The sequence below is a fragment of the Brevibacillus sp. RS1.1 genome (assembly GCF_013284365.1).
Lineage (GTDB): Bacteria > Bacillota > Bacilli > Brevibacillales > Brevibacillaceae > Brevibacillus > Brevibacillus brevis_D.
Genome location: NZ_JABSVA010000002.1, coordinates 563,576 through 589,604, shown reverse-complemented (window position 1 = coordinate 589,604; position 26,029 = coordinate 563,576). Strand labels below are relative to the sequence as shown.

The following is a 26,029-nucleotide window of genomic DNA, read 5'->3' as shown; positions in this document are numbered from 1 at the left end:
GATGACAAAGGCTTTTTCTACTAAAGAGGGCTAGCTGTTTTGTCCTTTTTCCTGATCGTAGATATCCAATGCAGCTTGAACAGCGCGCCCAGCGTGTACACGGGCTCCATGCCGAATGAGAACGGCTTCCAACGCCCCTAGCACATGCAAAATGTTTTTCTTCCGGCAACTGTAGCCCATTGTGCCAATCCGCCAGATTGTTCCTTTTAGCGGCCCAAAGGAACTGGCAATTTCAATATGAAAATCTTCGAGCAGCATAGCACGGACTGACTCTCCGTCGAGCCCGTCCGGAATTTTGATACAGGTCACGACGGGAAGCTTGCAAGCCGGATCGCCATAGAGCTGCAATCCCATTGCCAACACACCAGCGACCAAGGCTTGTCCATGCAAGCGATGTCTGGCAAATCTCGCCTCCAGACCTTCCGTGAGGGCGATGCGCACTCCTTCGCGCAAGGCGTACAGCATCGTTGTCGCCTCCGTATGGTGGTTCAGCCGTGCGGGTCCCCAGTAATCCATGAGCTGGCTCAAGTCAAAATAGTTGCTGCGGATCGTTCGGGTTTGAGCAGATTTCGGAGCAGAGGGATCAGCGAGTCCACGCTCAATCTTTTTCCGTTGGAGCAAGAGTTCTTCTATACGAGAATTAAACGTGATCGGAGCCATTCCAGATGGGACCGACAAGCATTTTTGTGTGCCGCCAATACAAGCGTCGATATACCAATCGTCTACCTTCACTTCTGTCCCGCCGATCGAAGCGACAGCATCAACGACAAACAGCACATCCATCCGGCGGCAAGCTTCTCCGATTTCTTTCAAGGGCTGAACACAGCCAGTGGATGTTTCGCCGTGAACCATTGCTACGATTTTGGGCTGAACTCGCTCGATTTCGGCAATGACGTCCTGCGGTTCAAAGACACTTCCCCAGCGCGTTTCCATCGTTATCACATCTGCGCCGTACCTTTCCGCAATCTCCGTGAGCAAGTGCCCGAATCGTCCATAAATGGGTACAAGCACCCGATCTCCTGGTTCAATTATGCTACACAAAACGGCCTCGATGCCCGCACGGGAAGTTCCATCTATAGGGAATGCCCAATGATTGGATGTCTGAAACAATTTCCGAAGCATTTCCATTGTTTCGTTCATGATGTCTGTGAATTCTGGATCGAATTGTCCCAAAATGGGTGACCCCATCACGCGGAGAACACTAGGCTCGGCCTCGACTGGCCCTGGCGTCATGATTGTCCGTTGTGAGGTGGTCAGTTCTTTGTATGCACACATAAGCTCTCCCCCAGATCTTTCTATATCAACGGCCGCTTTTCCGATTCCATTACCGGAAAAACGGCGGTAGCACTACCTATACTTTTGTGCCCATCAAAAATCGATTTTGAAATTCAAGAATCCAGCTTTTCTCAGCGCCTCGTAGATAATGACGAGCGCTGGACCAAGTATCAGCCCGAAAAATCCCAGCACCTGAAATCCGAGGAACATGCTGACAAGAGCGGCCAGGGCGCTTATTCCCAGATTAGATGCGAGTATCTTTGGTTCAATAATGCGGCGGACGACCGTAATCACGAGGAAGATGACGATCAGGCCGATTGCCAAAGAAGAGTTACCCATTAAGAAGGTGTAAATGGCCCATGGGACGAGGAACGAGCCTGTGCCTAAGATGGGGAGAATATCGACGAAAACGATCATGAGCGAAATGACGGCTGCATACTTGACCTGCAAAATGAGCAATCCCAATAAGGACAGCGCGAACGTCATCAGACTCAAGATGATTTGGGCACGTAAAAAACCAAGGGTGGCACGGTTCAATTGAGAGATAACCACCTCGACCTTTTCACGAGCAGATACGGTGAACATTCTCATGAACCCAGCACGCAACTTCGGCAAATCGAGACTGATCAAAAACAAGGCAACCAGGTAAATAATCGTGGAGATCAAAAAGCCCGGAATGATGGCTGCCACACCGAGAATCCCTTTGGCAACCGTAGAGGCTGAAGTAAGCGCCCAGCTTTTCAGCCCAGCGAAGACACTCTGGATTTCCGATACGGTTTCAGCAGGTAACGACGCATAGTAAGTTTCCCAGCTCATCAAATAGGACTCGACCAACTCAAAAATATGCTGTGAATAAGCCGGTAATCGCTGAGCCAAATCTATTCCCTGAATCACAATCTGCGTACCGATCCAGTACAGTACAATCCCAAAAGAAATGAGAAACAGGAAAAAGGCTGTGATTACCGCACTCATCCGATTCATTCGTAGTCTTTTGATAAGAAACAAGACGAGCGGCTCAACCAGAATTGCAGTTAACAGTGCTAGCAAAAAGGGGACGGAGTAAGGCAAAAGAAACAACCCGACTGCTAGAACTAGTAGCAGGATGATCATTTTCCGAATCGTCATGACTGCGCTCCATTCTGAGTGAAAAGTCGCTGAAAATTGATTCCCTTATTTTATCATTTTTCCAGAAATGAATACAATGAGCCCAATCATATCGCGAAATTGATAGAGAATATCAGAAAAAACAAAAAAATGAAAAGAATACAAAAAAGGGGAAAACACAAAAAGTCATGATATGATGCTCACCTATATACCACTCAAGCTTGATGCGTGTAAGCATATCGTCTTGAGAGTCACATCTTATTCTTTCATAGCGAGGTGTCGGAATGAAGCGGTTTGGATTAGCGATGCAGATTGTCGTCGGTCTCATTCTGGGTATCCTGGTGGGTGCCATTTTTTACGGCAACCCGGCAGTGGCGACCTATTTACAGCCTATCGGTGATATTTTTCTCCGGTTGATTAAAATGATTGTCGTTCCGATCGTTGTTGCCACGCTTATTGTGGGCGTAGCAGGCGTAGGTGACATGAAAAAGCTCGGCAAAATTGGTGGTAAGACAATTCTGTATTTTGAAATCGTTACCACGATTGCCATTATCATTGGTCTTTTGGCGGCCAATATCTTTCAACCGGGTGTCGGCGTGGATCGAACAGTCCTTACCAAGACTGATATCCACAAGTATGTAGACACGGCAGAAGCAACACAGAGTCACGGTATGGTGGAAACATTTGTTAAGATTGTACCAACGAATATCTTTGATTCGCTTGCTCGTGGTGATATGTTAGCGATTATTTTCTTCTCCGTTCTGTTTGGACTTGGTGTCGCAGCAGCAGGGGAGAAGGGAAGGCCGGTTCTCAACTTTTTCAATGGAGTCGCGGACGCCATGTTCTGGGTTGTGAACACCATCATGCGTTTCGCTCCGTTCGGTGTTTTTGCACTGATTGGTGTTACCGTTTCCAAATTCGGTTTGTCTTCCTTGATTCCATTGGGGAAACTGGTTATTTTGGTTCACGTTGCCATGGTGTTCTTCATCTTAGTGGTATTGGGCATCATCGCACGTATTAGCGGAATCAAAATCACTTCCCTTCTGCGTGTACTGAAGGACGAGCTGTTGTTGGCTTACTCCACTTCCAGCTCCGAGACTGTACTGCCTAAAATTATGGAAAAAATGGAGAAGATGGGCTGTCCGAAGGCGATCGCGTCCTTTGTTATTCCGACAGGCTACTCCTTCAACCTGGATGGTTCCACACTGTACCAGGCACTGGCTGCTCTGTTCATTGCGCAAATGTATGGTATTCACATGCCAATTAGCACACAGATCACGCTGATGCTCGTATTGATGGTTACGTCCAAAGGGATCGCTGGTGTACCGGGAGTATCGTTCGTAGTACTGTTGGCTACCCTCGGCTCTGTAGGTCTCCCAGTAGAAGGTCTTGCTTTCATCGCCGGTGTAGACCGTTTGATGGACATGGCTCGTACAGTTGTTAACGTAGTAGGGAATGCGTTGGCAGCAATCGTGATCTCTCGTTGGGAAGGTCAGTTCGACAAAAAGAAAGCAGACGATTATGTTCAGGCAGTAAAAGCCGATCCGAGTGCTGCTTAATCTAAGCTATTAATAGTTTGAAGAAGCCTCCTGTCAGTGAATTTAACTGGCAGGGGGCTTTTTTGCATTGCGTGGAAAAGTGGCTGAAGTGGAAGGAAGAAGCGCATTTCTGCTAATTACCCAGTTCAAACTTTTTTAGTTGACACCAAAAACAGGAAAGAGTAATATGATACCAACAACTTGATAATAACATTTTGTTAATAACAAAAAGGCAACAACAACTCAGCAGCAAAAAGAGGCGATTGGATGAAAGATAAACCTTCTGTCAATAAACAAGGTCAAACCGAACAGGAGTACTTGGAAGCTTATGATGTCAGCCAATTCGAGCGACCGTCTGTGACAGTCGATATGCTGGTATTCACCGTGATGGATGAGCTGGAAGAGAATTACCGCAAGCTCTCGCCCAAGTCGTTGAAAATATTGCTGGTGAAGCGTGGTGAGCATCCGTATATCGGCCAATGGGCGTTGCCAGGTGGGTTTGTTACACCTGGGGAGAGTCTGGAGGAGGCAGCCAGACGCGAGCTGCGTACGGAAACAAACGTAGACGACATTTACTTGGAGCAGCTCTACACCTGGGGCGATGCGGGCAGAGATCCACGGACATGGGTTATAAGCACGTCGTACATGGCCTTGGTAGACAGCTCGTCTTTACAGTTGCAGGCAGGGGATGATGCAGAGGAAGCGGAGTGGTACCGCATCGAGGACAGGTGGCTAAAAGAAACGAAGACGGCGACGCTTGACGGCTCCATTACTGAAAAATGGCTGGAGCTGCGTCTTGTACATGAGAGAGAGCAACTGTCTGCCACGATTAAAATTACCAAAACAGTAACGGGCCGCACTGTACGTGAGACCCGCGAAATTGTAGAGACGAACAACCTTGCATTTGATCACGCAAAAATCATTCAATACGCACTGGAGCGATTGCGTAACAAGATTGAATACACAGATATCGCCTTTGCCTTAATGCCGGAGCTGTTTACCCTAAGCGATCTACAACAGGTGTACGAAGTGATTTTGGGACGTGAGCTGTTGGCAGCGGCGTTTCGCAGGAAGGTAGCCGACAAAGTGGTGGAAACGAATCAATATCGAAAACATGCCGGGCACCGCCCATCCAAGTTTTTCCGCTTTAACCCGGAATGGATGGATCAGACGTAGCCCCGTACCAGGGAGGAAATCACAATGAATCAGGGACATAATCGAAGCGTACGCGTACGAATCGCGCAAGAGACGCTGCAAATCATAGAGCAGGGCTACTACGTAAACAAAGCGGGTGAAAAGAAGAGCATTACGGAGGAGCTAGCTGCTGCCATCAGCCAGTCGGTCTTGTATCGTCCAAATGATTTGGCTGCAGATACAGTACAACTGCCATCACATCAAACAACAGCTGCACAACTGCGTGCCAAGATCGAGGTCACCTCGGAATCCAGCCTGGATGCAGCCAAGCGCCTTGTCGTTTCTGAGAAACGAGCAGATGCCGTATGCTTGAATTTTGCTTCCGCCAAAAATCCGGGCGGAGGATTCCTAGGGGGAAGTCAGGCGCAGGAAGAGAGCTTGGCGCGTTCCTCTGGTCTGTATCCTTGCATCGTGCAAATGCAGGAAATGTACACCTACCATCGCCAGTTGAAAACCTGCTTTTATTCCGACTACATGATTTATTCACCGCGGGTCCCCGTGCTCCGCGATCAAAGCGATCAGCTTTTGCCTGATCCATACCTCTTGTCTTTCGTAACGGCGCCTGCTGTGAATGCGGGGGTTGTTCGTGAGCGAGAGCCTGAAAATATCGAAAAGATTGGTCCTGTCATGATGGAGCGCATCCGGAAAATTTTGCGGGCAGCAGCCATTCACAACCATCGGACGATCATTTTGGGGGCGTACGGCTGCGGAGTATTCCGCAACAAAGCGGAGGACGTAGCAGATTACTTTGCGACTGTTTTGATCGAGGAACAGTATGCACAGCTTTTTGACCACATCGTTTTTGCTGTCTACGACAATTCTGCGCGCCAGGAAAACCTGCGAGCGTTCAAGGAGAGATTCGCATGAATGCGAAAAGCACCGGCTTTTTAGCAGACTGGAATTGGTTTGAAAAAATTTGGCTCATCTCGTTTACACTCGTTACCCTCTACTTGTATTTCGCGCTGGATGATACACTCATCGGCTTGATCGCCTCCTTAACAGGGATGCTGAGTGTCGTGCTCGTCGCCAAAGGAAAGACGTGGAGTTATTACCCGGGTATCATCAATGTGGTTTTGTACGCGTTCGTCGCCTATGGGCAAAAGTACTATGGGGAAGTCATGCTGAATCTTCTCTATTTTTTGCCGATGCAATTCATAGGACTCTATCTGTGGCGCAAAAACCGCGTTTCCGAAGTCAAACAAAATGACGTCAAGATTGCGATTTTGTCCAACCGAGCACGCATCTGGTGGACGATCTTGAGCATCATCGCAACAATTGCCTACGGGTTTGTATTGAAGCAAATGGGCGGGGCCTTACCTTTTGTTGATTCCTTGACGGCTGTTCTCTCCGTCATCGCGATGCTTTTCATGGTGAAGCGCTTAGTCGAGCAATGGGTGGTCTGGATCATTATTGATTTGTTCACGATCTACATGTGGCTGGCAGCGTTTTTGAAGGACGGAAGCGATATCTCGATGCTGGTCATGTGGTCCGCTTATTTGGTGAATGCCATCTACGGCTTGATGAACTGGGTAAAACAGTATCGCAAGCAAAGGGAGGAGCAAACATGGGGAGCGTAGGCTTCATTGGCGGCAAATTTTTGCCACTTCATCAAGGACATGTATACGCGATTACACAGGCAGCCTGCCGCTGCGACGAGCTGTACGTCGTTCTCTCGCACAGCCCTACGCGCGACCGAAAGCTGTGTGAGGAGGCAGGAATCAGGTCCATTCCCTATGAAGTACGGTTGAGATGGCTGTCCACGCTGGTTAAGGACATGGAAAATGTCCGTGTGCTTGCAGTTGAGGATCTTGCGGATAGCGACGAGAGCTACGATTGGGAGGCGGGAGCAGCGGACATCAAGCGCGAGATCGGGAAAAAAATCGATCTGGTTTTCAGCTCAGAGTCCGCCTATGATCTGATTTTTCGCCGTTTATACCCGGAGGCAGCGCACATCATTCTCGATGAATCGCGCAGCCAAGTACCGATCTCCGCTACCCAGATTCGCAACGAAGGGGTCTTCGCTCATTGGCAGCACATCCCGGCTATTGTTCAGCCCTATTTCGTCAAAAAGGTAGTCGTGGTAGGAACAGAGAGCTGCGGAAAATCGACCCTGACCCGTTATCTTGCGAAAATCTACAACACCGTGTTTGTCGAGGAGTATGGGCGCACAATCTGCGAAGAGGTTGGGGGCTGCGATACGATTTTGACACCGGAGTATTTCCCGCACATCGCGTATGGTCACAAAATGGAAGAATACAAAGCGCTCCAGCAAGCCAACAAGCTCTTGTTTATCGATACCGAAGCGATTGTCACCCAGTTTTACTCTGAACTGTACACGGGGCAAACCTTCTCTGTTCTTGACCAGATTGCCAAAGAGCAAGCGTATGATTTGTGGCTATTGATGGAGCCAGATGTCGCATGGGTAGATGATGGACTGCGTGTGCACGGAGAAGAGCAAGTGCGCCTGCACAATCACGAAAAGCTGCGTCAGATGCTGGACGAGCGGGGAATTACGTACGTGACATTGCGAGGAAATTATGTCGAGAGACTGCAAGGAGCTATGCAGCATGTCGATCAACTGTTGAAGACGACTTCTCAACGAGCTGGAATTGGGCTAGACTAAAGTCATCAAACGATTCTGACAGTAGAAGGGAGCCGTGCTGCATGCAGTCGATCGTACAGCCGCTATCCCCCCTTAGCTTGAAGGAATGGGCAGTCGCCGTTAAAGCGCTTGGAGAAGGTGAGCAGATCATCACGATCCGCAAGGGTGGGTTATACGAAGAAACACGAGAATTCCGCTTGGAAAATAATCAATTTTATTTGTATCCGACCTATGAGCACCAGAAGCGCGACATGGTAAAGGCTGACTACCAACACCTGTTAGATGCGACCCTCGAAGGCTGGACAATGGACAAGAAGACCGTGACGATCGAATATTTTGCCGAAGTAACCGACGATGTAGAACTGATGGACGAAGCCAAGCTGCGCGCGCTATCACCCTTCCACATCTGGACGGATAATTTCGCAGATGTGCGCTTGCATTGGAAGAAAAAACAGCCGCTGCACATTTTGTTCGTGCGGATGTATCGATTAGAGCAGCCGGTAGAAATTCCGATGGACGCCGCTTATCAGGGCTGCAAATCTTGGCATGATCTATTGGTGGATATTCCGCGAGCTGCGTTCACCCCTGTGCTTTCCGACGAGGAGTTCGCAGCGAAAAAAGCTGCGATCATGACCATTCTGCAAAACTAACATTCCATTTTACTCTTGTCTGGAGGGTTCTCATGAAAGCGATCCTGGTAACGGAATTAGGCGGGCCGGAGACGATGAAATATGCGGAAGTCGAGATGCCGACCATGTCATCTACACAAGTCCTGATCCGCGTCGAGATGACCAGTGTCAATTTTGCCGATATCAAATCCAGGTATGGAAAAAAGGGAGCTGCCAAGCTGCCGTTTATCCCGGGACTCGATGCGACTGGCGTGATCGAACAGGTGGGGGCAGAGGTGCAAAGCCTGAAGGTGGGACAACGAGTCATTGCGTTTCCGGCCAACGGATCATACGCCGAGTATATCGTGGCGGAAGAGTGTTTGACTTTTGCACTGCCAGATCAAATCAGCACGGAAACAGCAGCCGCTTGCCCAGTCGTGTCATTTACTTCGTATCAGCTACTGGCGAAGGTTGCCCGCATTGCCAAAGGGGAAACCGTACTGATACACGCTGCGGCAGGCGGAATTGGGACGACGGCGATTCAATTAGCCAAGCTGCTCGGAGCAGGTCGTGTCATCGGCACAGTCGGTAATGAAGCAAAGGCGGAAATTGCCTTGTCAGTTGGTGCCGACCATGTGATTTGCAATGATCGCGAAGATTTTGTGGAGAGTGTACGCGCGCTGACGGATGGTGCGGGAGCCGATGTGATTTTGGACTCGATTTCTGGAACGGTGAGCGAGCGTAGTCTCGAGTGCCTCGCTTGGTACGGCCGACTCGTCCATTTTGGCAATGCCAGCGGTGAAATCGGTCAGATCAAGACAATCGATTTGCACGCAAGCTGCCGCTCTGTATTAGGCTTTAGCTTTGGTACGACACGCAAGCTGCGTCCACACTTTTTACAGGATACTGCCAAGCAAGTTTTGGACTATTTGGCGAATGGACAGCTGGACATCAAGATCGGCAAGCATTTTGCATTGGAAGAAGCAGCAAGTGCCCATGCGTTGGTAGAGAGTAGGGCGAGTACGGGAAAAGTACTGCTGGATGTGCGTTCGTAACGATGTGGAGCCCTTGCTGACTCAAAAGCGAGGGCTTATTCTCTATCATTTTGGAGAGGTGAATGTTATGCAGATGATTTCAACAAGTGAACTGGACAAAAACGTCATCACTGAATTTTTTATCAAACATTGGGGAAGTCCGCAAATGGTCATCTCCAGTGGCGTTTTCCAATGCGATGCGCTGGACGGCTACGCAATAATGGGTGAAGAGGGTGCAATCAACGGATTTATTTCATATGTGCTCGAAGATCAGGAATGTGAAATCATTTCCTTGGACAGTGTGATCGAAAACAAAGGAATCGGGACCGCCCTTCTCAATCAAGTAGAGCAGACCGCCAAAGAAAAAGGCTGCCACCGGATGAAGCTCGTCACCACCAACGATAACCTGCACGCCATGGGCTTTTACCAAAAAAGAGGCTATCAGTTTCACGAGCTGTACATCCATGCTGTGGACAAGGCCCGGCAAATCAAACCAGAAATCCCCCTTATCGCAGACAATGGCATCCCAATCCGCGATGAAATCCTTTTTATTAAAAATCTTTTTTAAAAATAGCCCCGCAGAAGCAACTGTTGCCCGCAAAGCGAAGGTACATGTTTGGAAGGAGACCGCCCGAACGTAGTGAGGAAAAAGGCGACTGGAAAACATGTGCCTTCGCTTCCCCCGATCAGCGCAGATGAAAAACCTCTCGGTTTTTAAAAAAGTTTGCCCCCACACAATTGTTGACATTCGTAACTGTACGAATTATTATTACAGTACTCTTCGCAAGGAGGCCGTCTGTGACGTGAATAGTGAATTTACCATTGCTGTTCACAGCTTGGCTTTGTTGGCTCATATCCCAGAGCATATGGCAAGCAGTGAGCTCATCGCAAAAAATGTATGTACGAATCCAGCCAGAATTCGCAAAATCATGAGCATTCTGCGTAAGAACGGATTTGTGAAGACAAAAGAGGGAATTGGCGGCGGTTATATACTCGCGTGCGACCCGAATGAGGTCACCTTGGCCGAGATATATCGTTCGATCTCGAATGGTACGCTGAAGCCGCACTGGTGTTCGGGAGATCCGCAAGAAGCGTGTCAGGTTTCTGCGAATATGCACGGAGTTATGGATCAGATTTTTACCGAAGCAGAGATGTACTTTACAAAATATTTGGAACAAATCACGATCCAAACCGTATTAGATAAAGTCCGTCATGGATGTCAGGAGAGTTCGCAACAGTAACCTTACAAATTTTTAACATGGAAACTGTAATGATTTCCGTTACAATTGGGAGGTGCACCAGAATGAATCGAGATGAGTTATTGGAAGTCGGAGAATGGGTATTGGGCAAAACCAAATTCGGCGAGTTAGTTCAAGGCTTCGTCGAAACAGATGATTCATTGCGAGGTACCGCAAAAGTATATGTGGTTCAATGCGACAACGAAGAGACGATCGGCAAGCTGGTGGTGATTCCGAGACAGTGGATGGATCGCATTCCGGTAGGCTCTTTTGATGATGAAGAGCATATGCATGATTTGATCGACCTCGCCCTCGCAACCAAAGATAGAGAGTGGTTTATGGACCTGACTGCCAAGGCAAGCACCATGAAACAGGCAGGGAAAGAAGCCCGCAAAACAAGAAGCTCTTCCATTCGCAATCGCTTGGGAACTTCTGCTATTTGGGAGCAATAATTTTTCACTATACAGGAGGAGTACGGAATATGTCTGTCGTGAATCATAACAGTTGGTTTGAAAAAGGAATGAGCTTTACGGCGTACACAGAAAGCATGAACGTCAATAAAGAAGAGCTGACCCGCGTGTACGATCAGCTCACATTTACTGACGAGGATCTGGCTGTCTGGAAGGATCTCTCCCAGCGCAATTGGAAAGGGGTCGTGCTGACCGCAGACTGGTGTGGGGATGCTTCCTTATGTGTTCCTGTCATTCAGCGAATTGCCGAGGAAAGCAACATCGAATTGCGCTTTCTCATCCGTGACGAAAATCTCGAGCTGATGGATCAGTACTTGACCAATGGCACAGCACGTGCGATTCCGATCTTTATTTTCCTCGACCAGGATGGCTACGAGGCGAGAGTTTGGGGACCTCGTTCTCCAGAAGTGCAGGAAATGATTACGACTGCCCGTGCTGGATTGCCGGCTGCTGACGCTCCTGATTTTGAGGAAAAGCAAAAGGAGCTGTACCGCAACTTTAAGCAACAGATTTCAACAGACCCGGCCATTTGGCGCACGGTGATTGAGAGTGTGAAAGCGAAGCTGCAAGGCTAAAGAGAAAAATCTACAAGGATAGGACTGGATAAATGAATATGAATGCACAAGAGAATAGCGAGCGACCGATTCTCTTCCTGATGATTAACATGTTTATTGCCATGCTGGGAATTGGCTTGATTATTCCGATTTTGCCCGAGTTTCTTAAAGAGTTCGGCGCGGGTGGGGAGACGGCTGGATACCTGGTGGCGGCTTTTGGTGTGACTCAATTTCTTTTTTCTCCGATTGCGGGGGAATGGTCAGATAAGTACGGTCGTAAAATCATGATTGTAATGGGACTCGTCCTGTTTACGATCTCCAACCTGGTTTTTGCCTTGGCTGAACAGACATGGGTGCTCTACCTTTCTCGTCTGATCGGCGGGATCGGGGCAGCAGCGATGATTCCGTCCATGCTGGCGTATGTAGCGGACATTACGACCGAGGATAAACGCGGAAAAGGACTGGGGATGCTCGGAGCCGCCATGTCTCTCGGATTTGTTATCGGACCTGGTATTGGCGGATTTTTGGCAGAGCTTGGCTTGCGTATGCCGTTCTACATTTCCGCGGCAGTTGGTGCGGTAGCTACACTCGGTTCCATCTTCTTCTTGTCAGAATCTCTTCCGAAAGAGAAGCAGCTCGCGTCACGAAACGCCAAAGACAAACAGGAAAACATCTTCTTACAACTCGGCAAGTCGTTCCAATCGTCGTACTTCATCATGCTGGTACTGGTCTTTACGATGACGTTTGGCTTGGCGAACTTCGAAGTTATTTTCCCGCTGTTCGTCGATGCAAAGTTCGCTTATACTCCACGTGATATTTCCATCATTATCACAGTGGGAGCACTTGCCGGTACGATTGTGCAGGCAGCGCTGATCGGCAAGCTCATTACTCGTTTTGGCGAGAAAAAGCTCATTAACGTGACGTTCTTCTTGTCTGCTGTTTCGATGGTGATGATGCTATTGTCGGGTAACTTCTGGTATATGTTGATTATGACGGTTCTCTTCTTTACCCTGACATCGATTATGCGTCCAGCAATCAACACGCTGATCTCCAAGCGTGCGGGGGATGAACAAGGCTTCGTAGCGGGGATGAATAATGCGTATATGAGTCTGGGGAATATTTTTGGCCCAGCAGTGGCAGGTACGTTGTACGGGGTGCATTTGAACGCACCGTATTTGTTCGGCGCGATTATCCTGGTACTTAGCTTATTATTGTCGCAGGTGGAAAGCCGTCGCAGCGTGAAGCGCGTCGTGGCCTAACCCTTGACAGTTTTTAGAAAACCATGTAAAAAGGAAAGTAACAAAAAAACACCAACAAATTCATTGACGAGAAAGAGTAAGCTAATCCCCTTGTTCCCCAGAGAGTTGGCCATGTGCTGAAAGCCAACGTTCAAGACTTAGCCGAAAATCCTCTCCGAGAAGGAAAGCTGAAGCATTTGGAGTAAGCTGACCCGGAATCCCACCGTTACAAGGGACGCGTATGATGGTACGTAGTAGAGGTGCCGAAATGACATGCTTGCATGAAGATTTCGGAACAAGGGTGGTATCGCGAGATCAAATCTCGTCCCTTAGGGGGCGGGATTTTTTTGCGTTCTATGAACCTACACTTCTACGCAAACTACAGAAGAAGGAGTGTACATGATGAGGAAAGTAGACGTAAAAGAAAAAGCAAGGGCACGAGAGTTACGCGTTTTGGATCAGTGGAGGAAAGACGATACATTCCGCAAGTCGATGGACAATCGGCTGGGAATGCCAAACTTCGTCTTTTATGAAGGTCCTCCGACCGCCAACGGACAGCCGCATATCGGTCACGTGCTCGGACGGGTCATCAAGGATTTTATCGGGCGCTACAAAACGATGTCCGGCTACCGTGTCGTCCGCAAAGCAGGCTGGGATACACATGGTCTTCCGGTAGAGCTTGGGGTGGAAAAGCGACTTGGCATTTCCGGCAAGCAGGAGATCGAAAACTACGGGGTGGCCAAGTTCGTCGAAGAGTGCAAAAACAGCGTATTCGAGTACGAAAAGCAATGGCGTGAGCTGACGGAAGGCATCGCCTATTGGACGGATATGGAGCATCCATATGTGACGCTGACCAACGATTACATCGAAAGCGTCTGGCACATTCTTTCTGACATTCATAAAAAAGAGCTGCTGTACAAAGGGCATCGTGTCAGTCCGTATTGCCCGGATTGCCAGACGACACTCAGCTCCCATGAAGTGGCGCAGGGCTATGAAGACGTGAAGGACTTGAGTGCGACGGTCAAATTCAAAAGCAAGACAAGCGATGACTACTTCCTCGCGTGGACGACGACGCCATGGACACTTCCTGCCAACGTGGCTTTGGCTGTCAACAAAGACCTCGATTACGTAAGGGTCAAGCACAAGGATGAAGTGTACGTCGTAGCAAAAAATCTCGCGGAGAAAGTCTTCAAGGAAGACTACGAGGTTTTGACCACGCACAAAGGCGCAGAATTGGTTGGTACCCCGTATGAGCCGCCTTTTGGCTATATCAAGGTAAACCATGGGCATATCGTCGTCGATGCGGACTATGTCAGTGATACGAGCGGAACGGGTATCGTGCATACTGCGCCAGCGCATGGGGAGGATGACTATCGCACGACCCGTCAGCATGGACTTGATTTCGTGAATGTCGTGAATTTGGCTGGTCGCTATACTGATCAAATCTCAGATTTCGCAGGTCGGTTCGTGAAGGATTGCGACGTCGATATCGTCAAAGATTTGTCACATCGCGGTCTGCTGTTTTCCAAGGAACGCTACGAGCATAGCTATCCGTTCTGCTGGCGCTGCAAATCACCACTGCTCTACTACGCGATGGAGAGCTGGTTCATCAAAACGACAGCCATCAAGGATCAGCTGATCGAAAACAATAGCAAGATCGCCTGGTATCCGGGCCACTTGCGCGAAGGGCGCTTCGGGAAATTCCTCGAAGAGCTTGTAGACTGGAATATTAGCCGAAATCGGTATTGGGGAACGCCGCTCAATTTATGGCTTTGTCAGGATTGTGGCAGTGAATATGCACCAGGCAGTGTAAAAGAGTTGCGTGAGAAATCTGTGGCACCAATCGATGAGAAGCTGGAGCTGCACAAGCCGTTTGTAGATGAGGTGAAGCTACGCTGCTCTTGCGGCGGTACGATGGAGCGGACACCTGAGGTCATCGATGTGTGGTTCGACAGTGGTTCGATGCCGTTTGCTCAATACCATCATCCATTCGGAGACGAAAAGGTGTTCGAGGAGCAGTACCCAGCCGACATCATTTCGGAAGGAATCGATCAGACGCGGGGCTGGTTCTTCAGCTTGTTGGCAGTCTCTACCCTGTATAACGGAAAAGCACCCTACAAGGCGGTCATCTCTACTGGTCACGTTTTGGATGAACACGGTCAGAAGATGTCTAAAAGCAAAGGAAACGGGATCGATCCGTGGGAGGTAATCGAGGAGTTCGGTGCAGATGCGTTCCGGTGGGCGCTTTTGTCTGACAGTGCGCCATGGAGCAGTAAGCGCTTCTCCAAGCGGATCGTCGCCGAGGCGAAGTACAAAGTGATCGATAAGATCCATAGCACGCATGATTTTTATTCGTTATACGCATTGATCGATGCATTCAAGTCAGAAGAGCATCCAGCGCAACCACCTGTGAACGAGTTGGATCGTTGGATACTTTCCCGCTTGAATACCACCTTGCAGCAGGTGGTAAAAGGTCTGGAAACCTACGATTTCATGAATCCGGCGGGGCATATCGAAACGTTCATCGACGAGTTGAGTAACTGGTACATCCGTTGTTCGCGGGATCGTTTCTGGAGCAGCGGGATGACGCCTGACAAAGTATCTGCTTACCAGACCCTGCGAGAAGTGTTGCTGACGCTGGCGAAGATGATCGCACCATACGCGCCGCTGATCGCAGAAGATTTGTATGGCAATCTGGGGGGAGAAGGCAGCGTTCATTTGACTGATTATCCGAAGGTGAACACAGAATCAATCGACGAAACCCTTGAGCGGGACATGGAAACGGCTCGAAACATCGTGGAGCTGGCGCGAAATGTCCGCAACGAAACCGGACTCAAGACCAGACAGCCTCTGTCCGAGCTGATCGTAACGACGGAGCAGCCATTTAACCTCGAGCGATTTGCTAGCATCATCGAAGACGAGATCAATGTCAAAAACATTCGGGTAGAGCAAAGCGACAGCAGCTTTGTGACGTATCATTTCAAGCTCAACCTGAAGGTAGCCGGGAAAAAATATGGCCAGCTCGTTGGGCCAATCCAAGGGTATTTAAAAGAATTGGAAGCAGCCGATGCACAGAAGGCAGTGGACAATGGCTACTTGGATGTGGAGGTCGCAGGCGAGAGTGTGCGGCTTACGCTAGATGAGCTGCTTGTGGAAAAGCAAGGGAAGCAAGGCTTCGCTTCTGCATCCGGCTATCAGCTTCACGTGGCCTTGAACACGACACTTACAAAAGAGCTTGAGCAAGAAGGCTTGGTTCGTGAGGTCATACGCGTCATTCAGGATGCACGCAAAAAGCTGGATTTGCCCATCGATAAACGTGTCCAGCTCACCTTGGATGTGGACGATGAGCTACGAGCAGCATTAGAGCGCTTTGATCATGTTTTGCGTGGGAGCGTACTCGTTTCAGATGTGTCTTTTGCGAAAATAGCAGATAGGGAAACCGTTTCGATCGGAGACAAAACTTTAGGCTTGCACATCGGGTAAAAAAGGAAGGACAGCAGCAACTGACAATCTGAGCTTTTCAGAAGGAATGTTCAAATCAATGGAGAAAGGGGTAGAGGCACGAAGACGAACATTCACCAGGAAGCGAGGAAAGGCAGATGGACCAAGTGAAATGGAACGTTGGGGTAATTGGCGCAGGCGTCATGGGCGAACGCATGATGAACGCGATCCGTACCCACGAAAAATTTCGAGTAGCTGCAGTGAGTGATGTATCAGCGGAAAGAGCACAGGAAGCCGCGCAAAAGTCCGGCGATGTGCCTTGGTACACAAATTATAAGGAATTATTGAAAAAGGTAGAGCTGGACGTCATCTATTTGGCAGTTCCTCCGAAATTCCATCATGCGATTGCCCTGGATGTGCTGGCGCACAAAAAGCATTTGCTCTGTGAAAAGCCGTTAGCTAATTCATTGACAGAAGCGCAAGAAATGTTGGAAGCAGCAAATAACGCAGGGGTTGTCCATGCGATGAACTTCCCGCTCTACTATCAAGGTGTTTTTCCTGAACTATCCCGCAGACTCGAAGCAATCGGAGATGTCCGCCGTATCGATATCCTGACGCATTTTCACCAGTGGCCGCGTCCATGGCAGCAAACACCTTGGCTGGCTGGTCGTGAGCAAGGCGGTTTCATCCGAGAAGTGCTGCCTCATTTCACTCATCTGACTTACGAGCTCTTCGGAGACCTGCATGTAGTCCACTCAGAGGTAGACTATCCAGCAGATCCTGCGCTATGTGAGACAGGTGTATCGGCCTTTCTGCATCTGACAGATGGTACCCCGGTTACGATCAATGGCTTGGCGGGTATCGCGCATGAGGAGCATTTGGATTATCGCGTGTACGGGTCAAAAGGAACGCTGAGTGTCGTGAACTGGAGCAATCTGTTTGTGGGTGGACACGGCGAAGCGCTCGTTCCGGCTGAAGTTCCGCAGCAAGACCGTCTCTCCCTGTTGTTGGATGAGCTGTCTATTGCGATGAACGGTGGCGATGCCAGACTGGTTACATTTGAAACAGGCGTGAAAGTACAGCAAGTGCTGGAAGCATTGCTCGGACATGAAAAAGTACACTACATCAAATAGAAAGTAGCAGGAAAAGTCCACGAAAAAAGAGCAGGTAGGCAGGGGGAGCACATCCTGCGCGACTGCTCTTTTCTTTTTGCTAGGGCCGGTATGACTGTAAAAGCTGCTCAATATGCTTGCTGGCAAAATGGACATGCTTGTTATCGTGTGTGAGTCTGCTTGCCATGATGGCTCCTTCAATGGAAGAAAAAACAAACGAAGCAACTGCTTCTGCGTCCATTTCGGAGCGAAATTCTCCCTGGGCGATTCCTTCTTCCAGCAATCTCTGCATGAACGAAATGACCTCTTGGTAAGCGGTGAGGGCATAATCGCGAAGAACAGGGAACGAATGGTCACTTTCGATGGCTGTGTTGAGAAGCGGACAGCCACCTTGGAGCGGGGGATTGTTTACCGCATCAGAATACACCTTTGCCATGGCTACGATTTTTCCAGTGGCTGTGTCCTGTTTTTCTAGTGCAGCCGCAAAATGTTCTTGTAACACTTCACCCGCATATTTGAAGGCCTCTATGGCAATTTCATCTTTACTGGCAAAACCTCTGTAGAGGGCACCTTTGGTAAGTCCCGTGGCATCCATGATGTCTTGCATGGAGGTTCCTGTATATCCGTATTGATTAAATAGCTCTGCTGACTTCTGGATAATATACAGCTTTGTTTTTTCGCCTTTTCGCATCGCGATAGTCCTTTCATTCGGCCAACACGGTCTATATTCGTCCAAGTTATTGTAACATTTCTCTCATGTACGAAAGAAGGCAATCATGTAAAATCAAAAAGAGACCGAACCGTTCGGTATCAAAAAATCGAACAAAGGGTTGTGTGACAGGATGAACCGTATCAAACCGTATTCGATTGTCATTTTCGTCGCCTGTATAGCGATCACGTATGCACTCGTGCAAAACTTTATCATCGACCCAGAAGCAAAAGGCTTTCTCAGTCACAAGTCTGATTTCAACAAAGAGCGAATGAATACATCGATCTGGCTTACGGTCATGTATGTCCATTTGTTTTTCGCCCTGATTGCCCTCATCTGTGGGGTGGCTAACTTTTCGGACAAGCTGCTCGCCCAGAAGCGCAAGCTACATAAAGTAACAGGTTATGTTTATCTTTTTAGTGTGTTGGTTGTGGTAGTCACATCGGGGTATATGGCTCCTTATGTAACGGGCGGAAAAGTGGCGAGTTGGCCCTTCCACCTGTTGAACATTATCTGGCCGGCAATCACTATTACGGCGCTCGTCAAAATAAAAAAGCGCCAAGTCATGAAGCATAAGGAATGGATGGTCCGGAGTTTCGTCTTCTTATTTACCAACATGCTGATTCATCTCATGAAGCTGATCGTAGAGAAGGTGGTAGGCTTGCCGTATGAGCTCAGCTACACAATCAGTGTATATGCCGCTATTATTGGACTTGTCGTGACGGCGGAGATCATCATTCGTACAAAATTGCGAGCACGGAAAAAAGCATGAGAGAGACGCAAGCGCTTCCTTAAAAAAGCTTCGCATCAGAACCCACATGGTTGGGGTGATGCGAAGCTTTTTGAATGGCTACTTCTCTTCGACGCTCTGGCTTCCTTGTTTTGGGGGAGATAGTCTTTGTAACCCTCGTTTTTGGTAATATTCATTTTGCAGAAGAGTGGGTTCAACTGCGTAGGCTAGCTCGGGGCTTTGCGGTGCAACAGATTCCAATGTGATGTGGATGCTTTTAATGGGGGGCTTGGTTGCAGCATTGGGAACCTTTTTCTGTTGATTCCTCTTTTTGTTTTTACTTTTGGTTACTGGTTGAGAGTTCGCTACAGGTTCGGCGATGTTTTGCACTTCCTCCACGACCTCCATATTTCCTTGGAAGAACAAATGGTGTGCTGTTTCGTTTATTGGATCTTTATCGCCCTCTTGCAACACACGTAATGGGAGTGTCGATCTTTCGATGAGAATGTTGATCTCGGGTTCCAGGAGCTCTTGGGTAATTTTTTCGTGTGGATCGTCCTTCCAAAATGTATTGATCGCCTGCACATCGCCCGCAAAGTATTCCAGCTTATGCCGAGCATAAATGTGCTTCCAGCATTTTTCCGAAATGACTACTTTCACTTTGATTTTTTTATCAAATTCAGTTAGCTGGTAATCCCAAGTAAAGGTCACTTCTTTGAAAGAATCTTGTGGGACTTGCGTGTTTGGTTTCGCTTCTTTGACTTTTCGATACCCTAGTAAATCCTGCTTTGAGCCCAAATCCTCTAACTTGCCTGCTCCCGTTTTCAGCCATTCCGCAGGGACACGCTTCACATTTTTCGTTGCAGATTTGTACCAGATGGTTTCATCATAGACTGGTTCCTTTGGAAACTCCTCACGTACGTTCTCCAAGCATGTCTGTATGTTATTCAATATTTTTGAAAGCACTTCATCCATCTGTTCGGCCAGATCAGTATCCTTTTTTGTATTTGGAAACAGCGCGGTCAAATGGTAGAGCTTACGTATATACGAATCGATTTCTCTTAGTACTGCAGAGATTGCCTTTTCCCGGGCGATGATTGTCGACTCCTCATCCATGTCTATCATCTCAATTTGTGGATCGAATTTTGAACCGGGATTCCCAGTCGTTCCTTGAAATCCAGGCACCAAGTTTTTATAGAAATTCACCAATTGAATCCGCGTGCATTTTTCTTCGTTAGCGGACACCCTTTTTATTTCGGCGATAAGAGAAGCGTAGGATTTCTTGGTTGCCTCAAATGTTTTATTCGGCAATTGCTGGATTTCTCCTAATAACTCGCTGAAGGTGATAAGGGAATTTTGTGAGATGGTATGATCCATTTGCATCTCATCATTTTGAAAAGCATCGCCTCTAGCTGTTTCTGCGTTTCCTCGACGATGCGTGTTATGCCCATCCTCGTCCTTAAAGCGTTGGATAGGCAGTTTGTTATGCGCGATTCCTTGTCTCTGTGATTTCATTAATTGAATCAGGGCACGATTTCCAATCGACTTCTGCAGCTGGATAAGATGTGACGGGCTATTATCTTGCTTAATGGATGACGAAGGTGAGGGCATGCTTTTTTGGACGGGCTGTTGCAGAATAGATGTTTTGGCTGCGTGTTCGAATAGTTGAGACGACATGGGCAATCACCTCCAGAGAATCTGAATGAATAGAATGTGGCAGATAAGGGGCGTCCCAATGGCATCCTTTTCCCTTTACTGCTGCAAGGCTTTGCACTGCATCAAAAAGTCGATAAACGTACGCATAATCCCGTGAACAGGTGTATCCTTGAGGTAAATCAGCTCGAAGTTCCGGTTGATTTGCGGCAGATTCAAGACGTCTACCTCCTGGAGTTCCCCTTCGTCCAAGTCTTTGGAGATGGCAAACCGAGGCAAAAAGGCGATGCCCAGCCGTTGTTTGACCATTCGCTTCACGACCTCGATATTGTCAGCCTCCATGATGACGTTGTTTTGTAGCTGAAAATGGCTGAATGCATTGTTGATCAGCTTCCAGTCGAGCGAGCCCCGATTGAACAAGATCAATCGTTCACGTGCGACTTCTTCTATGGAAACCTGGTGGCGGAATCCAAACGGATGGTCAGGATAAATCGCTAAGACCATGTCATCCGGCATCAGTTGAATCCGGTTAATCTGTGGGTGGGTAACGGCACGAGCAATTCCGAACGACACCTCATGGTTTAGAACCATATCGAGCACCTGATGAGAATGTCCGGTGAGGATCGTCAGCTTGATTTTGGGGTACAACTGCTGGAACTGCTGGACGAGGTCAGGCAAAATGTAAAAGGCGGAGACAAAAACCGTGGAGATGGTCAATTCTCCCTCTACATCGCCTTGCGATCGCTGAATGGCTTGCTGTCCCTCTTGTAGCATATGCATGATGTTTTTGGCATAAGGAAGGAACAGATCGCCTTCCTTTGTAAGAGAAATCGTATGACCCGTACGTTGAAACAGCTTACAGCCCATAGTCGTTTCGAGTGCCTTGATTCGCATGCTGACCGTGGGCTGTGACAGATAGAGCAAATCAGCCGTTTTGCTGAAGCTCCCGGTCAGGGCGACAAAGATGAATGCTTCCATTTGCTCCATATTCATAAGTAGTGGCTCCATTATGTGAATTTTTAAAGTGGCCTATTGCAAATTTTAATTGGAATCGCTTATAAAATTACATTAACGTAAAATTAGCAGAATAGGTAGAGTTATCAAAAGAAAATAGCCCAAGGGATGGATGAAAATGGCGAGAATGCCGATTATCGATTTGCACTGTGATGCACTTCTGAAAATTTGGGAGAAAAATGGGGCTCTGTCCTTTGCAGATGCGGACGAGCTGGACGTCAACAGGAAACGGCTACATGATGGCGGGGTGAAGCTACAGTGCTATGCGATCTGGACATCACCTGAATTGTCCACGGAGCAACGTTTTCAAAAAGCTTTGGATCAAATTCATTACTTTTATACAGAGGTTCTCGGAAAACATCCAGAAATGAAACAGATCCGTGATTGGAGCGATCTCGACCGTTTGCAAGAGGGAGAGATCGGAGCGTTGCTGACGTTGGAAGGGGTTGAGCCAATCGGTAACGATTTGAAGAAGCTGCACATTTTTTATCAGCTAGGGGTTCGCTCTGTGGGCCTCACCTGGAACTTCGCGAATCTCGCTGCGGATGGTGCGCTGGAACCGAGGAATGCCGGACTGACGACCTTTGGCAAGGAAATCATTCAGTTCCACAATGAGCATAAAATGTTGACGGACGTCTCGCATCTAGGAGAGGGCAGCTTCTGGGATACGATTGAGCTGGCTACATATCCGATCGCGAGTCATTCAAATGCACGAGCGATCTGCGACCATCCACGCAATCTGACGGATGAACAGGCAAAAGCGTTATTTGCCAAAGGCGCGAATGTACATGTCGTTTACTGCACCCAGTTTATCAATGAAACGACACCAACCACGATAGATGATCTAATCAAGCACATCGAGCATTTTTGTTCACTCGGTGGCGTGCGTCATATCGGGCTCGGCTCTGACTTTGACGGCATTACCGCAAAGGTCGTGGGCTTGGAGCATGCGGGGCAGAGCCAAAACCTGATCAACGAGCTGCTCAAGCATTATAAGGAAGAAGAAGTGCGCGGGTTTGCCTATGAGAACTTTCTGCGCAATCGTCCCGTGTAAGCAATCGGCATAGATGCACGAAAGGAATGGAATGTATGACGAAAAAAATGCGGCAGCTCGGTGCGACAATTGGTAGACTGCCGGTTGGTGAGAAAAATGACATTACGGATGTAGCCGGAGTCCGAGTCGGACATGTGACGATCCAGCATGAGCTGGACAACGACGACTATGCATGTACAGGAGTGACAGCCATTTTGCCACATGGCGGCAGCTTGTTTCGGGAAAAGGTAACCGCCGCCAGCTATGTGATCAACGGCTTCGGCAAAACGACGGGACTTGTGCAAGTAAATGAGCTGGGGGTGCTGGAATCGCCGATCATGCTCACCAATACGTTTTCTGTCCCTGCGGTTACACAAGGGACTCTGCAATACATGCTGGATACGAATGAAGAGATCGGGGACACGACCGGGACGATCAACATTGTCGTAGGCGAATGCAACGATGGTCATCTCAATTCCATTCGCCGCTGTGTCGTGCGCCCGGAAGATGCTAGAAAAGCGATTCAGAACGCAACGGACCAAGCCGTAGAAGAAGGAGCTGTCGGGGCAGGGACGGGGATGATTGCCTTTGGTTATAAGGGTGGTATCGGCTCGTCTTCTCGTATCGTAGTGGCTGAGGAGCATGCCTATACATTGGGGAGTTTGGTACTCAGCAACTTTGGCAACAAAAATGATTTCTTGGGAGCAAATCTGTTCACAAGCTGCAAAAGCTATGAAAACGCAGTAGAGAAGTCCGAGGATGGCTCCATTATCATCGTACTGGCGACAGATGCGCCGCTCAGCGATCGACAATTGCTTCGGGTAGCAAAGCGCGCAGGAATCGGCTTGGGACGAACGGGCAGCCATTTTGGGCATGGAAGCGGCGACATCGTCATCGCTTTTTCCACAGCACAAAAAATCCCCCATCAGACAACAACCATTACGGAAACGCGTGTGCAACTACGCGAGGATCATCCGATCATGAACGAACTGTTTGCTGCTGCGGCAGAAGCGACAGAAGAAGCCATTTACCATTCACTGGCGCAAGCAGTCACGACCAAGGGAAGAAAAGGACGCATCGTTCATGCGTATCCAAGTCAGGGCTTAGGACAGTAGGAACATAACCCTACAACTGGTGACATACCTTGAGTGTAAAGAGGTGCATGGTGTGATACAGGAGGTAGGGTTATGTACATTGAAGTCGAAAAGGGTGTCACGGTTTTCGTTGAAGACCTCAATCCTGGCCCGAATAGCAAAACGATTTTTTTCGTTCACGGCTGGCCGCTCAACCATAACATGTTTTCCTACCAATTCAACGTACTTCCCCAGCACGGTTTCCGCTGTGTTGCCATGGACATACGCGGCAACGGCCAATCGGACAAACCATGGAGTGGTTATACGTATGATCGCTTGGCAGATGACATCTTTGTCGTTTTGGAAGCATTACAGATTAGGGATGCTGTCTTGCTAGGCTTTTCAGTGGGCGGAGCCATTTCCATCCGGTATATGTCTCGTTATGAGGGGCGGCATATTTCCAAGCTAGCGTTAGTGGATGCGGTTTCTCCTTCCTTTGTGAAAATGCCGGGTTCTCCATACGGCGTCTCGAAGGAGCAAGCGGACGGGCTGATCAGTCAGATGTACGCCAATTTGCCTGAGTTATTAAACACAGTTTCCTTGCAGTTTTTCAATCGAAATTTAGGGACTGCTACGCTCCAGTGGTTTGTCAAAATGGGGCTAGATTCCGCTTCCTATGCGCTCATCAAAATCATGCAAGCAGCAGTGAGAGAGAATGTCATCAATGACTTGGGTCAAATCCGCGTGCCCACCGGAATTTTTCATGGGATTCACGATCAATTAATTCCATTCAAAAGCGCCGAGCTCACCCAGCAGCAAATCAAAGGGTCGAAGCTGTTTCCGTTTGATAATAGTGGACACGGCTTGCCGATATGTCAGGCGGATGACTTTAATAAGAAGCTGATGGAGTTTGTTCAAACATAATTCGTAAGGGAACTGACAGCCGATTCTCTGCCTTACGTGCAGGATATCGGCTGTTTCTACTGGAATTTACCAAAATATCATTTTCAATAGCACTGGAAAAAACAACGAGTAAGGATGGGGAAATTGAAGAAAAGATTGTGGGTTTCTATACTACTTCTAGCAATCGTTGTGGGAGGTTTTTATTCCCTTGTAAAAGGTAATCCGCCATTGGATATTGGCACCCGTGCTTCAAGCGAAGATCATAAATCTGTTGTTGTGGGCATGGGTAATAAGGGCTTTTGTAATGCTTTACAAGGGTTCATCATAACGGATGATTTTGATAATCCGGGCTCCAAGCCGTATGGATTTCAGAATCTAGAGGACGTAGCGATAAAAACTGGCACATCTCCTTCTGCTTATTTTAAAAAAATGGATGAGGGTACTGCTACGAAAAACGATGAAATTTATGGACTAAGTGTAGTTCATCATGGAGCAATAGACAGAGTGCATGTAAAGTACAGCTATTTTGGGATGACATTTAATGAAATCGGGATTTTACAGTAAAAGAAGCATTTGGCTTTACGTCCCCTAGAGTCAAGCATTGGGTATTATGCGCGCATGACTCATGTATCGATGTGTTGGCCTATTCTTTTGAATGGGAAGAGGTCGAATGACTTTTGGAACACTCTTTTTGCTAGCTAGAATCTTTCAACCAAAGGCAGGGGAATGGAATGGACCACGCGAGCGTTTCAGCTCTGGAAGCATTTGTGCAACAGTTCATGCAGAAGGAAAAGGTGCCGGGGCTCTCCATTGGCATCTCTCGGGATGGTGAGACCATCTATCAAAAAGGCTTTGGTGTTACCGATCTGGGGACGAATCAGCCAGTAACACCCGAGACCATTTTCGGCATTGCTTCGGTTACCAAATCGTTTACGGCTGCCGCTATCATGCAGCTCGTGGCAGAAGGCAAGCTGTCTGTTGACGACCCGATTCGCAACTATTTGCCTGATTTACAAGGAAAGGGAGACATACATACTGACAAAATCACGATCCATCATTTGCTCTCTCACACTTCAGGTGTTCCACCGCTGCTACGCCGTGAAGAACTGACGAAACTTCCCGAGCATATTGCCTATTTAAACGAAGTCCAATTTGACCCCCTTGGTTTACCGCTTACACACAAAGAAGACGAAGCCCCGCTCTATACGCCAACGAGAGAAGAGCTAGAAAAGCTCGTCGGGACGTACACGTCAAGAGAAGGCGGAAGATTGCGGCTCTTCCTTCGAGAGGATGCTCCTGTAGCAGAGGTAGCTGGTATGGAGTACGCGTTACGGGCCAGTAGCCACGATACGCTGATCGATGTACAAAACGGTCAACCGCTCCGTTTCTTTTTCAAAAAACAGCAGCAAGCATGGGCGGTCCTCATGGGGCTGAGGATGCTCTGTAGGAGCGAAGCCAAGTTCTAGACGGACTCCATAAATGAAACAGCGGCGACCGAAGACACGA

Annotated in this window: 25 protein-coding genes and 1 other annotated feature; of the genes, 20 read left to right on the top strand and 5 right to left on the bottom strand. The window is 48.4% G+C overall.

The annotated features are described in order from the left end of the window. Positions 1-30 precede the first annotated feature (30 nt). Both HP570_RS08325 and ytvI read right to left on the bottom strand, forming a co-directional pair. Positions 31-1,275: a pyridoxal-phosphate-dependent aminotransferase family protein gene (locus HP570_RS08325; protein ID WP_173625423.1), complete on the bottom strand. Its 1,245-nt coding sequence runs from the start codon at positions 1,273-1,275 to the stop codon at positions 31-33. Positions 1,276-1,368: 93 nt separating this feature from the next. Then, complete coding sequence (gene ytvI, locus HP570_RS08320) at positions 1,369-2,400, bottom strand: sporulation integral membrane protein YtvI (protein WP_173605392.1); 1,032 nt, start codon at positions 2,398-2,400, stop codon at positions 1,369-1,371. Between the two features lie 263 nt (positions 2,401-2,663). Between ytvI and HP570_RS08315 the strand changes: the two genes are divergently transcribed. The 14 genes from HP570_RS08315 to HP570_RS08250 all read left to right on the top strand — a co-directional run bounded on the left by HP570_RS08315 (position 2,664) and on the right by HP570_RS08250 (position 17,429). After that, positions 2,664-3,938 (top strand): cation:dicarboxylate symporter family transporter, encoded by a 1,275-nt coding sequence (locus tag HP570_RS08315; protein ID WP_012685250.1) that lies wholly within the window; start codon positions 2,664-2,666, stop codon positions 3,936-3,938. A gap of 246 nt (positions 3,939-4,184) precedes the next feature. Beyond that, the gene (locus HP570_RS08310; protein ID WP_173625422.1) at positions 4,185-5,093 is read left to right on the top strand and encodes an NUDIX hydrolase; all 909 of its coding nucleotides are present in this window, start codon (positions 4,185-4,187) and stop codon (positions 5,091-5,093) included. Positions 5,094-5,117: 24 nt separating this feature from the next. Beyond that, positions 5,118-5,978 carry a TIGR02452 family protein gene (locus tag HP570_RS08305; RefSeq protein WP_173625421.1) on the top strand — a complete coding sequence of 287 codons (861 nt, stop codon included), beginning with the start codon at positions 5,118-5,120 and terminating at the stop codon, positions 5,976-5,978. Further along, positions 5,975-6,688 carry a nicotinamide riboside transporter PnuC gene (gene pnuC, locus HP570_RS08300; protein WP_173625420.1) on the top strand — a complete coding sequence of 238 codons (714 nt, stop codon included), beginning with the start codon at positions 5,975-5,977 and terminating at the stop codon, positions 6,686-6,688. The genes HP570_RS08305 and pnuC overlap by 4 nt, the downstream gene beginning before the upstream one ends. Further along, positions 6,676-7,734 carry a multifunctional transcriptional regulator/nicotinamide-nucleotide adenylyltransferase/ribosylnicotinamide kinase NadR gene (nadR, locus tag HP570_RS08295; RefSeq protein ID WP_173625419.1) on the top strand — a complete coding sequence of 353 codons (1,059 nt, stop codon included), beginning with the start codon at positions 6,676-6,678 and terminating at the stop codon, positions 7,732-7,734. The genes pnuC and nadR overlap by 13 nt, the downstream gene beginning before the upstream one ends. Before the next feature lie 41 nt (positions 7,735-7,775). Further along, complete coding sequence (locus HP570_RS08290) at positions 7,776-8,363, top strand: DUF1802 family protein (RefSeq protein ID WP_173625418.1); 588 nt, start codon at positions 7,776-7,778, stop codon at positions 8,361-8,363. Between the two features lie 32 nt (positions 8,364-8,395). Continuing rightward, positions 8,396-9,376, top strand: coding sequence for a quinone oxidoreductase family protein (locus tag HP570_RS08285; protein WP_173625417.1), 981 nt, complete (start codon positions 8,396-8,398; stop codon positions 9,374-9,376). Between the two features lie 67 nt (positions 9,377-9,443). Then, positions 9,444-9,923: a GNAT family N-acetyltransferase gene (locus tag HP570_RS08280; RefSeq protein WP_173625416.1), complete on the top strand. Its 480-nt coding sequence runs from the start codon at positions 9,444-9,446 to the stop codon at positions 9,921-9,923. A 235-nt stretch (positions 9,924-10,158) separates the two neighbouring features. Further along, entirely contained in the window at positions 10,159-10,596 is a 438-nt protein-coding gene (locus HP570_RS08275; protein WP_016741060.1) for an RrF2 family transcriptional regulator, read from the top strand. Between the two features lie 62 nt (positions 10,597-10,658). Beyond that, positions 10,659-11,045: an IDEAL domain-containing protein gene (locus HP570_RS08270; RefSeq protein WP_173625415.1), complete on the top strand. Its 387-nt coding sequence runs from the start codon at positions 10,659-10,661 to the stop codon at positions 11,043-11,045. A 29-nt stretch (positions 11,046-11,074) separates the two neighbouring features. Continuing rightward, positions 11,075-11,638 carry a thioredoxin family protein gene (locus HP570_RS08265; protein WP_173605400.1) on the top strand — a complete coding sequence of 188 codons (564 nt, stop codon included), beginning with the start codon at positions 11,075-11,077 and terminating at the stop codon, positions 11,636-11,638. 32 nt (positions 11,639-11,670) lie between these two features. Further along, entirely contained in the window at positions 11,671-12,876 is a 1,206-nt protein-coding gene (locus tag HP570_RS08260; protein ID WP_173625414.1) for an MFS transporter, read from the top strand. A gap of 54 nt (positions 12,877-12,930) precedes the next feature. After that, positions 12,931-13,188 (top strand) — a binding site (T-box leader). A gap of 69 nt (positions 13,189-13,257) precedes the next feature. Beyond that, on the top strand, positions 13,258-16,338 hold the full coding sequence (gene ileS / locus HP570_RS08255) for an isoleucine--tRNA ligase (RefSeq protein WP_173625706.1): 3,081 nt from the start codon (positions 13,258-13,260) through the stop codon (positions 16,336-16,338). A gap of 116 nt (positions 16,339-16,454) precedes the next feature. Continuing rightward, positions 16,455-17,429 carry a Gfo/Idh/MocA family protein gene (locus tag HP570_RS08250; protein ID WP_173605404.1) on the top strand — a complete coding sequence of 325 codons (975 nt, stop codon included), beginning with the start codon at positions 16,455-16,457 and terminating at the stop codon, positions 17,427-17,429. A 79-nt stretch (positions 17,430-17,508) separates the two neighbouring features. Here HP570_RS08250 and HP570_RS08245 read toward each other — a convergent pair whose 3' ends face one another. After that, on the bottom strand, positions 17,509-18,099 hold the full coding sequence (locus HP570_RS08245; RefSeq protein ID WP_173605405.1) for a TetR/AcrR family transcriptional regulator: 591 nt from the start codon (positions 18,097-18,099) through the stop codon (positions 17,509-17,511). A gap of 151 nt (positions 18,100-18,250) precedes the next feature. Between HP570_RS08245 and HP570_RS08240 the strand changes: the two genes are divergently transcribed. Beyond that, positions 18,251-18,889: a DUF2306 domain-containing protein gene (locus tag HP570_RS08240; protein ID WP_173605406.1), complete on the top strand. Its 639-nt coding sequence runs from the start codon at positions 18,251-18,253 to the stop codon at positions 18,887-18,889. Positions 18,890-18,967: 78 nt separating this feature from the next. On the opposite strand, the gene HP570_RS08235 is transcribed toward HP570_RS08240, so the two are convergent. Both HP570_RS08235 and HP570_RS08230 read right to left on the bottom strand, forming a co-directional pair. Then, entirely contained in the window at positions 18,968-20,524 is a 1,557-nt protein-coding gene (locus HP570_RS08235; RefSeq protein ID WP_173625413.1) for a hypothetical protein, read from the bottom strand. 75 nt (positions 20,525-20,599) lie between these two features. Continuing rightward, positions 20,600-21,493 carry a LysR family transcriptional regulator gene (locus HP570_RS08230; protein ID WP_012685266.1) on the bottom strand — a complete coding sequence of 298 codons (894 nt, stop codon included), beginning with the start codon at positions 21,491-21,493 and terminating at the stop codon, positions 20,600-20,602. Positions 21,494-21,632: 139 nt separating this feature from the next. Between HP570_RS08230 and HP570_RS08225 the strand changes: the two genes are divergently transcribed. The 5 genes from HP570_RS08225 (at position 21,633) to HP570_RS08205 (ending at position 25,989) form a co-directional block, all read left to right on the top strand. Beyond that, positions 21,633-22,568, top strand: a complete 936-nt coding sequence (locus HP570_RS08225) for a dipeptidase (RefSeq protein ID WP_041749308.1) — start codon at positions 21,633-21,635, stop codon at positions 22,566-22,568. 35 nt (positions 22,569-22,603) lie between these two features. Next, complete coding sequence (locus tag HP570_RS08220; RefSeq protein WP_173625412.1) at positions 22,604-23,662, top strand: P1 family peptidase; 1,059 nt, start codon at positions 22,604-22,606, stop codon at positions 23,660-23,662. 72 nt (positions 23,663-23,734) lie between these two features. Further along, entirely contained in the window at positions 23,735-24,544 is an 810-nt protein-coding gene (locus HP570_RS08215) for an alpha/beta fold hydrolase (protein ID WP_173625411.1), read from the top strand. Positions 24,545-24,658: 114 nt separating this feature from the next. After that, positions 24,659-25,087: a hypothetical protein gene (locus tag HP570_RS08210; RefSeq protein WP_173625410.1), complete on the top strand. Its 429-nt coding sequence runs from the start codon at positions 24,659-24,661 to the stop codon at positions 25,085-25,087. 167 nt (positions 25,088-25,254) lie between these two features. Then, complete coding sequence (locus HP570_RS08205; RefSeq protein ID WP_173625409.1) at positions 25,255-25,989, top strand: serine hydrolase domain-containing protein; 735 nt, start codon at positions 25,255-25,257, stop codon at positions 25,987-25,989. The last annotated feature ends 40 nt before the right edge of the window (positions 25,990-26,029 follow it).

Bases quoted from the DNA above. Each gene is read 5' to 3' on its own strand.
- HP570_RS08245 (WP_173605405.1), bottom strand. From the start codon at position 18,099: ATGCGAAAAGGCGAAAAAACAAAGCTGTATATTATCCAGAAGTCAGCA.
- HP570_RS08270 (WP_173625415.1), top strand. From the start codon at position 10,659: ATGAATCGAGATGAGTTATTGGAAGTCGGAGAATGGGTATTGGGCAAA.
- HP570_RS08225 (WP_041749308.1), top strand. From the start codon at position 21,633: ATGGCGAGAATGCCGATTATCGATTTGCACTGTGATGCACTTCTGAAA.
- HP570_RS08230 (WP_012685266.1), bottom strand. From the start codon at position 21,493: ATGAATATGGAGCAAATGGAAGCATTCATCTTTGTCGCCCTGACCGGG.
- ytvI (WP_173605392.1), bottom strand. From the start codon at position 2,400: ATGACGATTCGGAAAATGATCATCCTGCTACTAGTTCTAGCAGTCGGG.
- HP570_RS08210 (WP_173625410.1), top strand. From the start codon at position 24,659: ATGGGGAAATTGAAGAAAAGATTGTGGGTTTCTATACTACTTCTAGCA.
- HP570_RS08265 (WP_173605400.1), top strand. From the start codon at position 11,075: ATGTCTGTCGTGAATCATAACAGTTGGTTTGAAAAAGGAATGAGCTTT.
- ileS (WP_173625706.1), top strand. From the start codon at position 13,258: ATGAGGAAAGTAGACGTAAAAGAAAAAGCAAGGGCACGAGAGTTACGC.
- pnuC (WP_173625420.1), top strand. From the start codon at position 5,975: ATGAATGCGAAAAGCACCGGCTTTTTAGCAGACTGGAATTGGTTTGAA.
- HP570_RS08235 (WP_173625413.1), bottom strand. From the start codon at position 20,524: ATGTCGTCTCAACTATTCGAACACGCAGCCAAAACATCTATTCTGCAA.
- HP570_RS08260 (WP_173625414.1), top strand. From the start codon at position 11,671: ATGAATATGAATGCACAAGAGAATAGCGAGCGACCGATTCTCTTCCTG.
- HP570_RS08280 (WP_173625416.1), top strand. From the start codon at position 9,444: ATGCAGATGATTTCAACAAGTGAACTGGACAAAAACGTCATCACTGAA.
- HP570_RS08325 (WP_173625423.1), bottom strand. From the start codon at position 1,275: ATGTGTGCATACAAAGAACTGACCACCTCACAACGGACAATCATGACG.
- HP570_RS08305 (WP_173625421.1), top strand. From the start codon at position 5,118: ATGAATCAGGGACATAATCGAAGCGTACGCGTACGAATCGCGCAAGAG.
- HP570_RS08315 (WP_012685250.1), top strand. From the start codon at position 2,664: ATGAAGCGGTTTGGATTAGCGATGCAGATTGTCGTCGGTCTCATTCTG.
- HP570_RS08285 (WP_173625417.1), top strand. From the start codon at position 8,396: ATGAAAGCGATCCTGGTAACGGAATTAGGCGGGCCGGAGACGATGAAA.
- HP570_RS08220 (WP_173625412.1), top strand. From the start codon at position 22,604: ATGACGAAAAAAATGCGGCAGCTCGGTGCGACAATTGGTAGACTGCCG.
- HP570_RS08250 (WP_173605404.1), top strand. From the start codon at position 16,455: ATGGACCAAGTGAAATGGAACGTTGGGGTAATTGGCGCAGGCGTCATG.
- HP570_RS08205 (WP_173625409.1), top strand. From the start codon at position 25,255: ATGGACCACGCGAGCGTTTCAGCTCTGGAAGCATTTGTGCAACAGTTC.
- HP570_RS08215 (WP_173625411.1), top strand. From the start codon at position 23,735: ATGTACATTGAAGTCGAAAAGGGTGTCACGGTTTTCGTTGAAGACCTC.
- HP570_RS08290 (WP_173625418.1), top strand. From the start codon at position 7,776: ATGCAGTCGATCGTACAGCCGCTATCCCCCCTTAGCTTGAAGGAATGG.
- HP570_RS08240 (WP_173605406.1), top strand. From the start codon at position 18,251: ATGAACCGTATCAAACCGTATTCGATTGTCATTTTCGTCGCCTGTATA.
- HP570_RS08310 (WP_173625422.1), top strand. From the start codon at position 4,185: ATGAAAGATAAACCTTCTGTCAATAAACAAGGTCAAACCGAACAGGAG.
- nadR (WP_173625419.1), top strand. From the start codon at position 6,676: ATGGGGAGCGTAGGCTTCATTGGCGGCAAATTTTTGCCACTTCATCAA.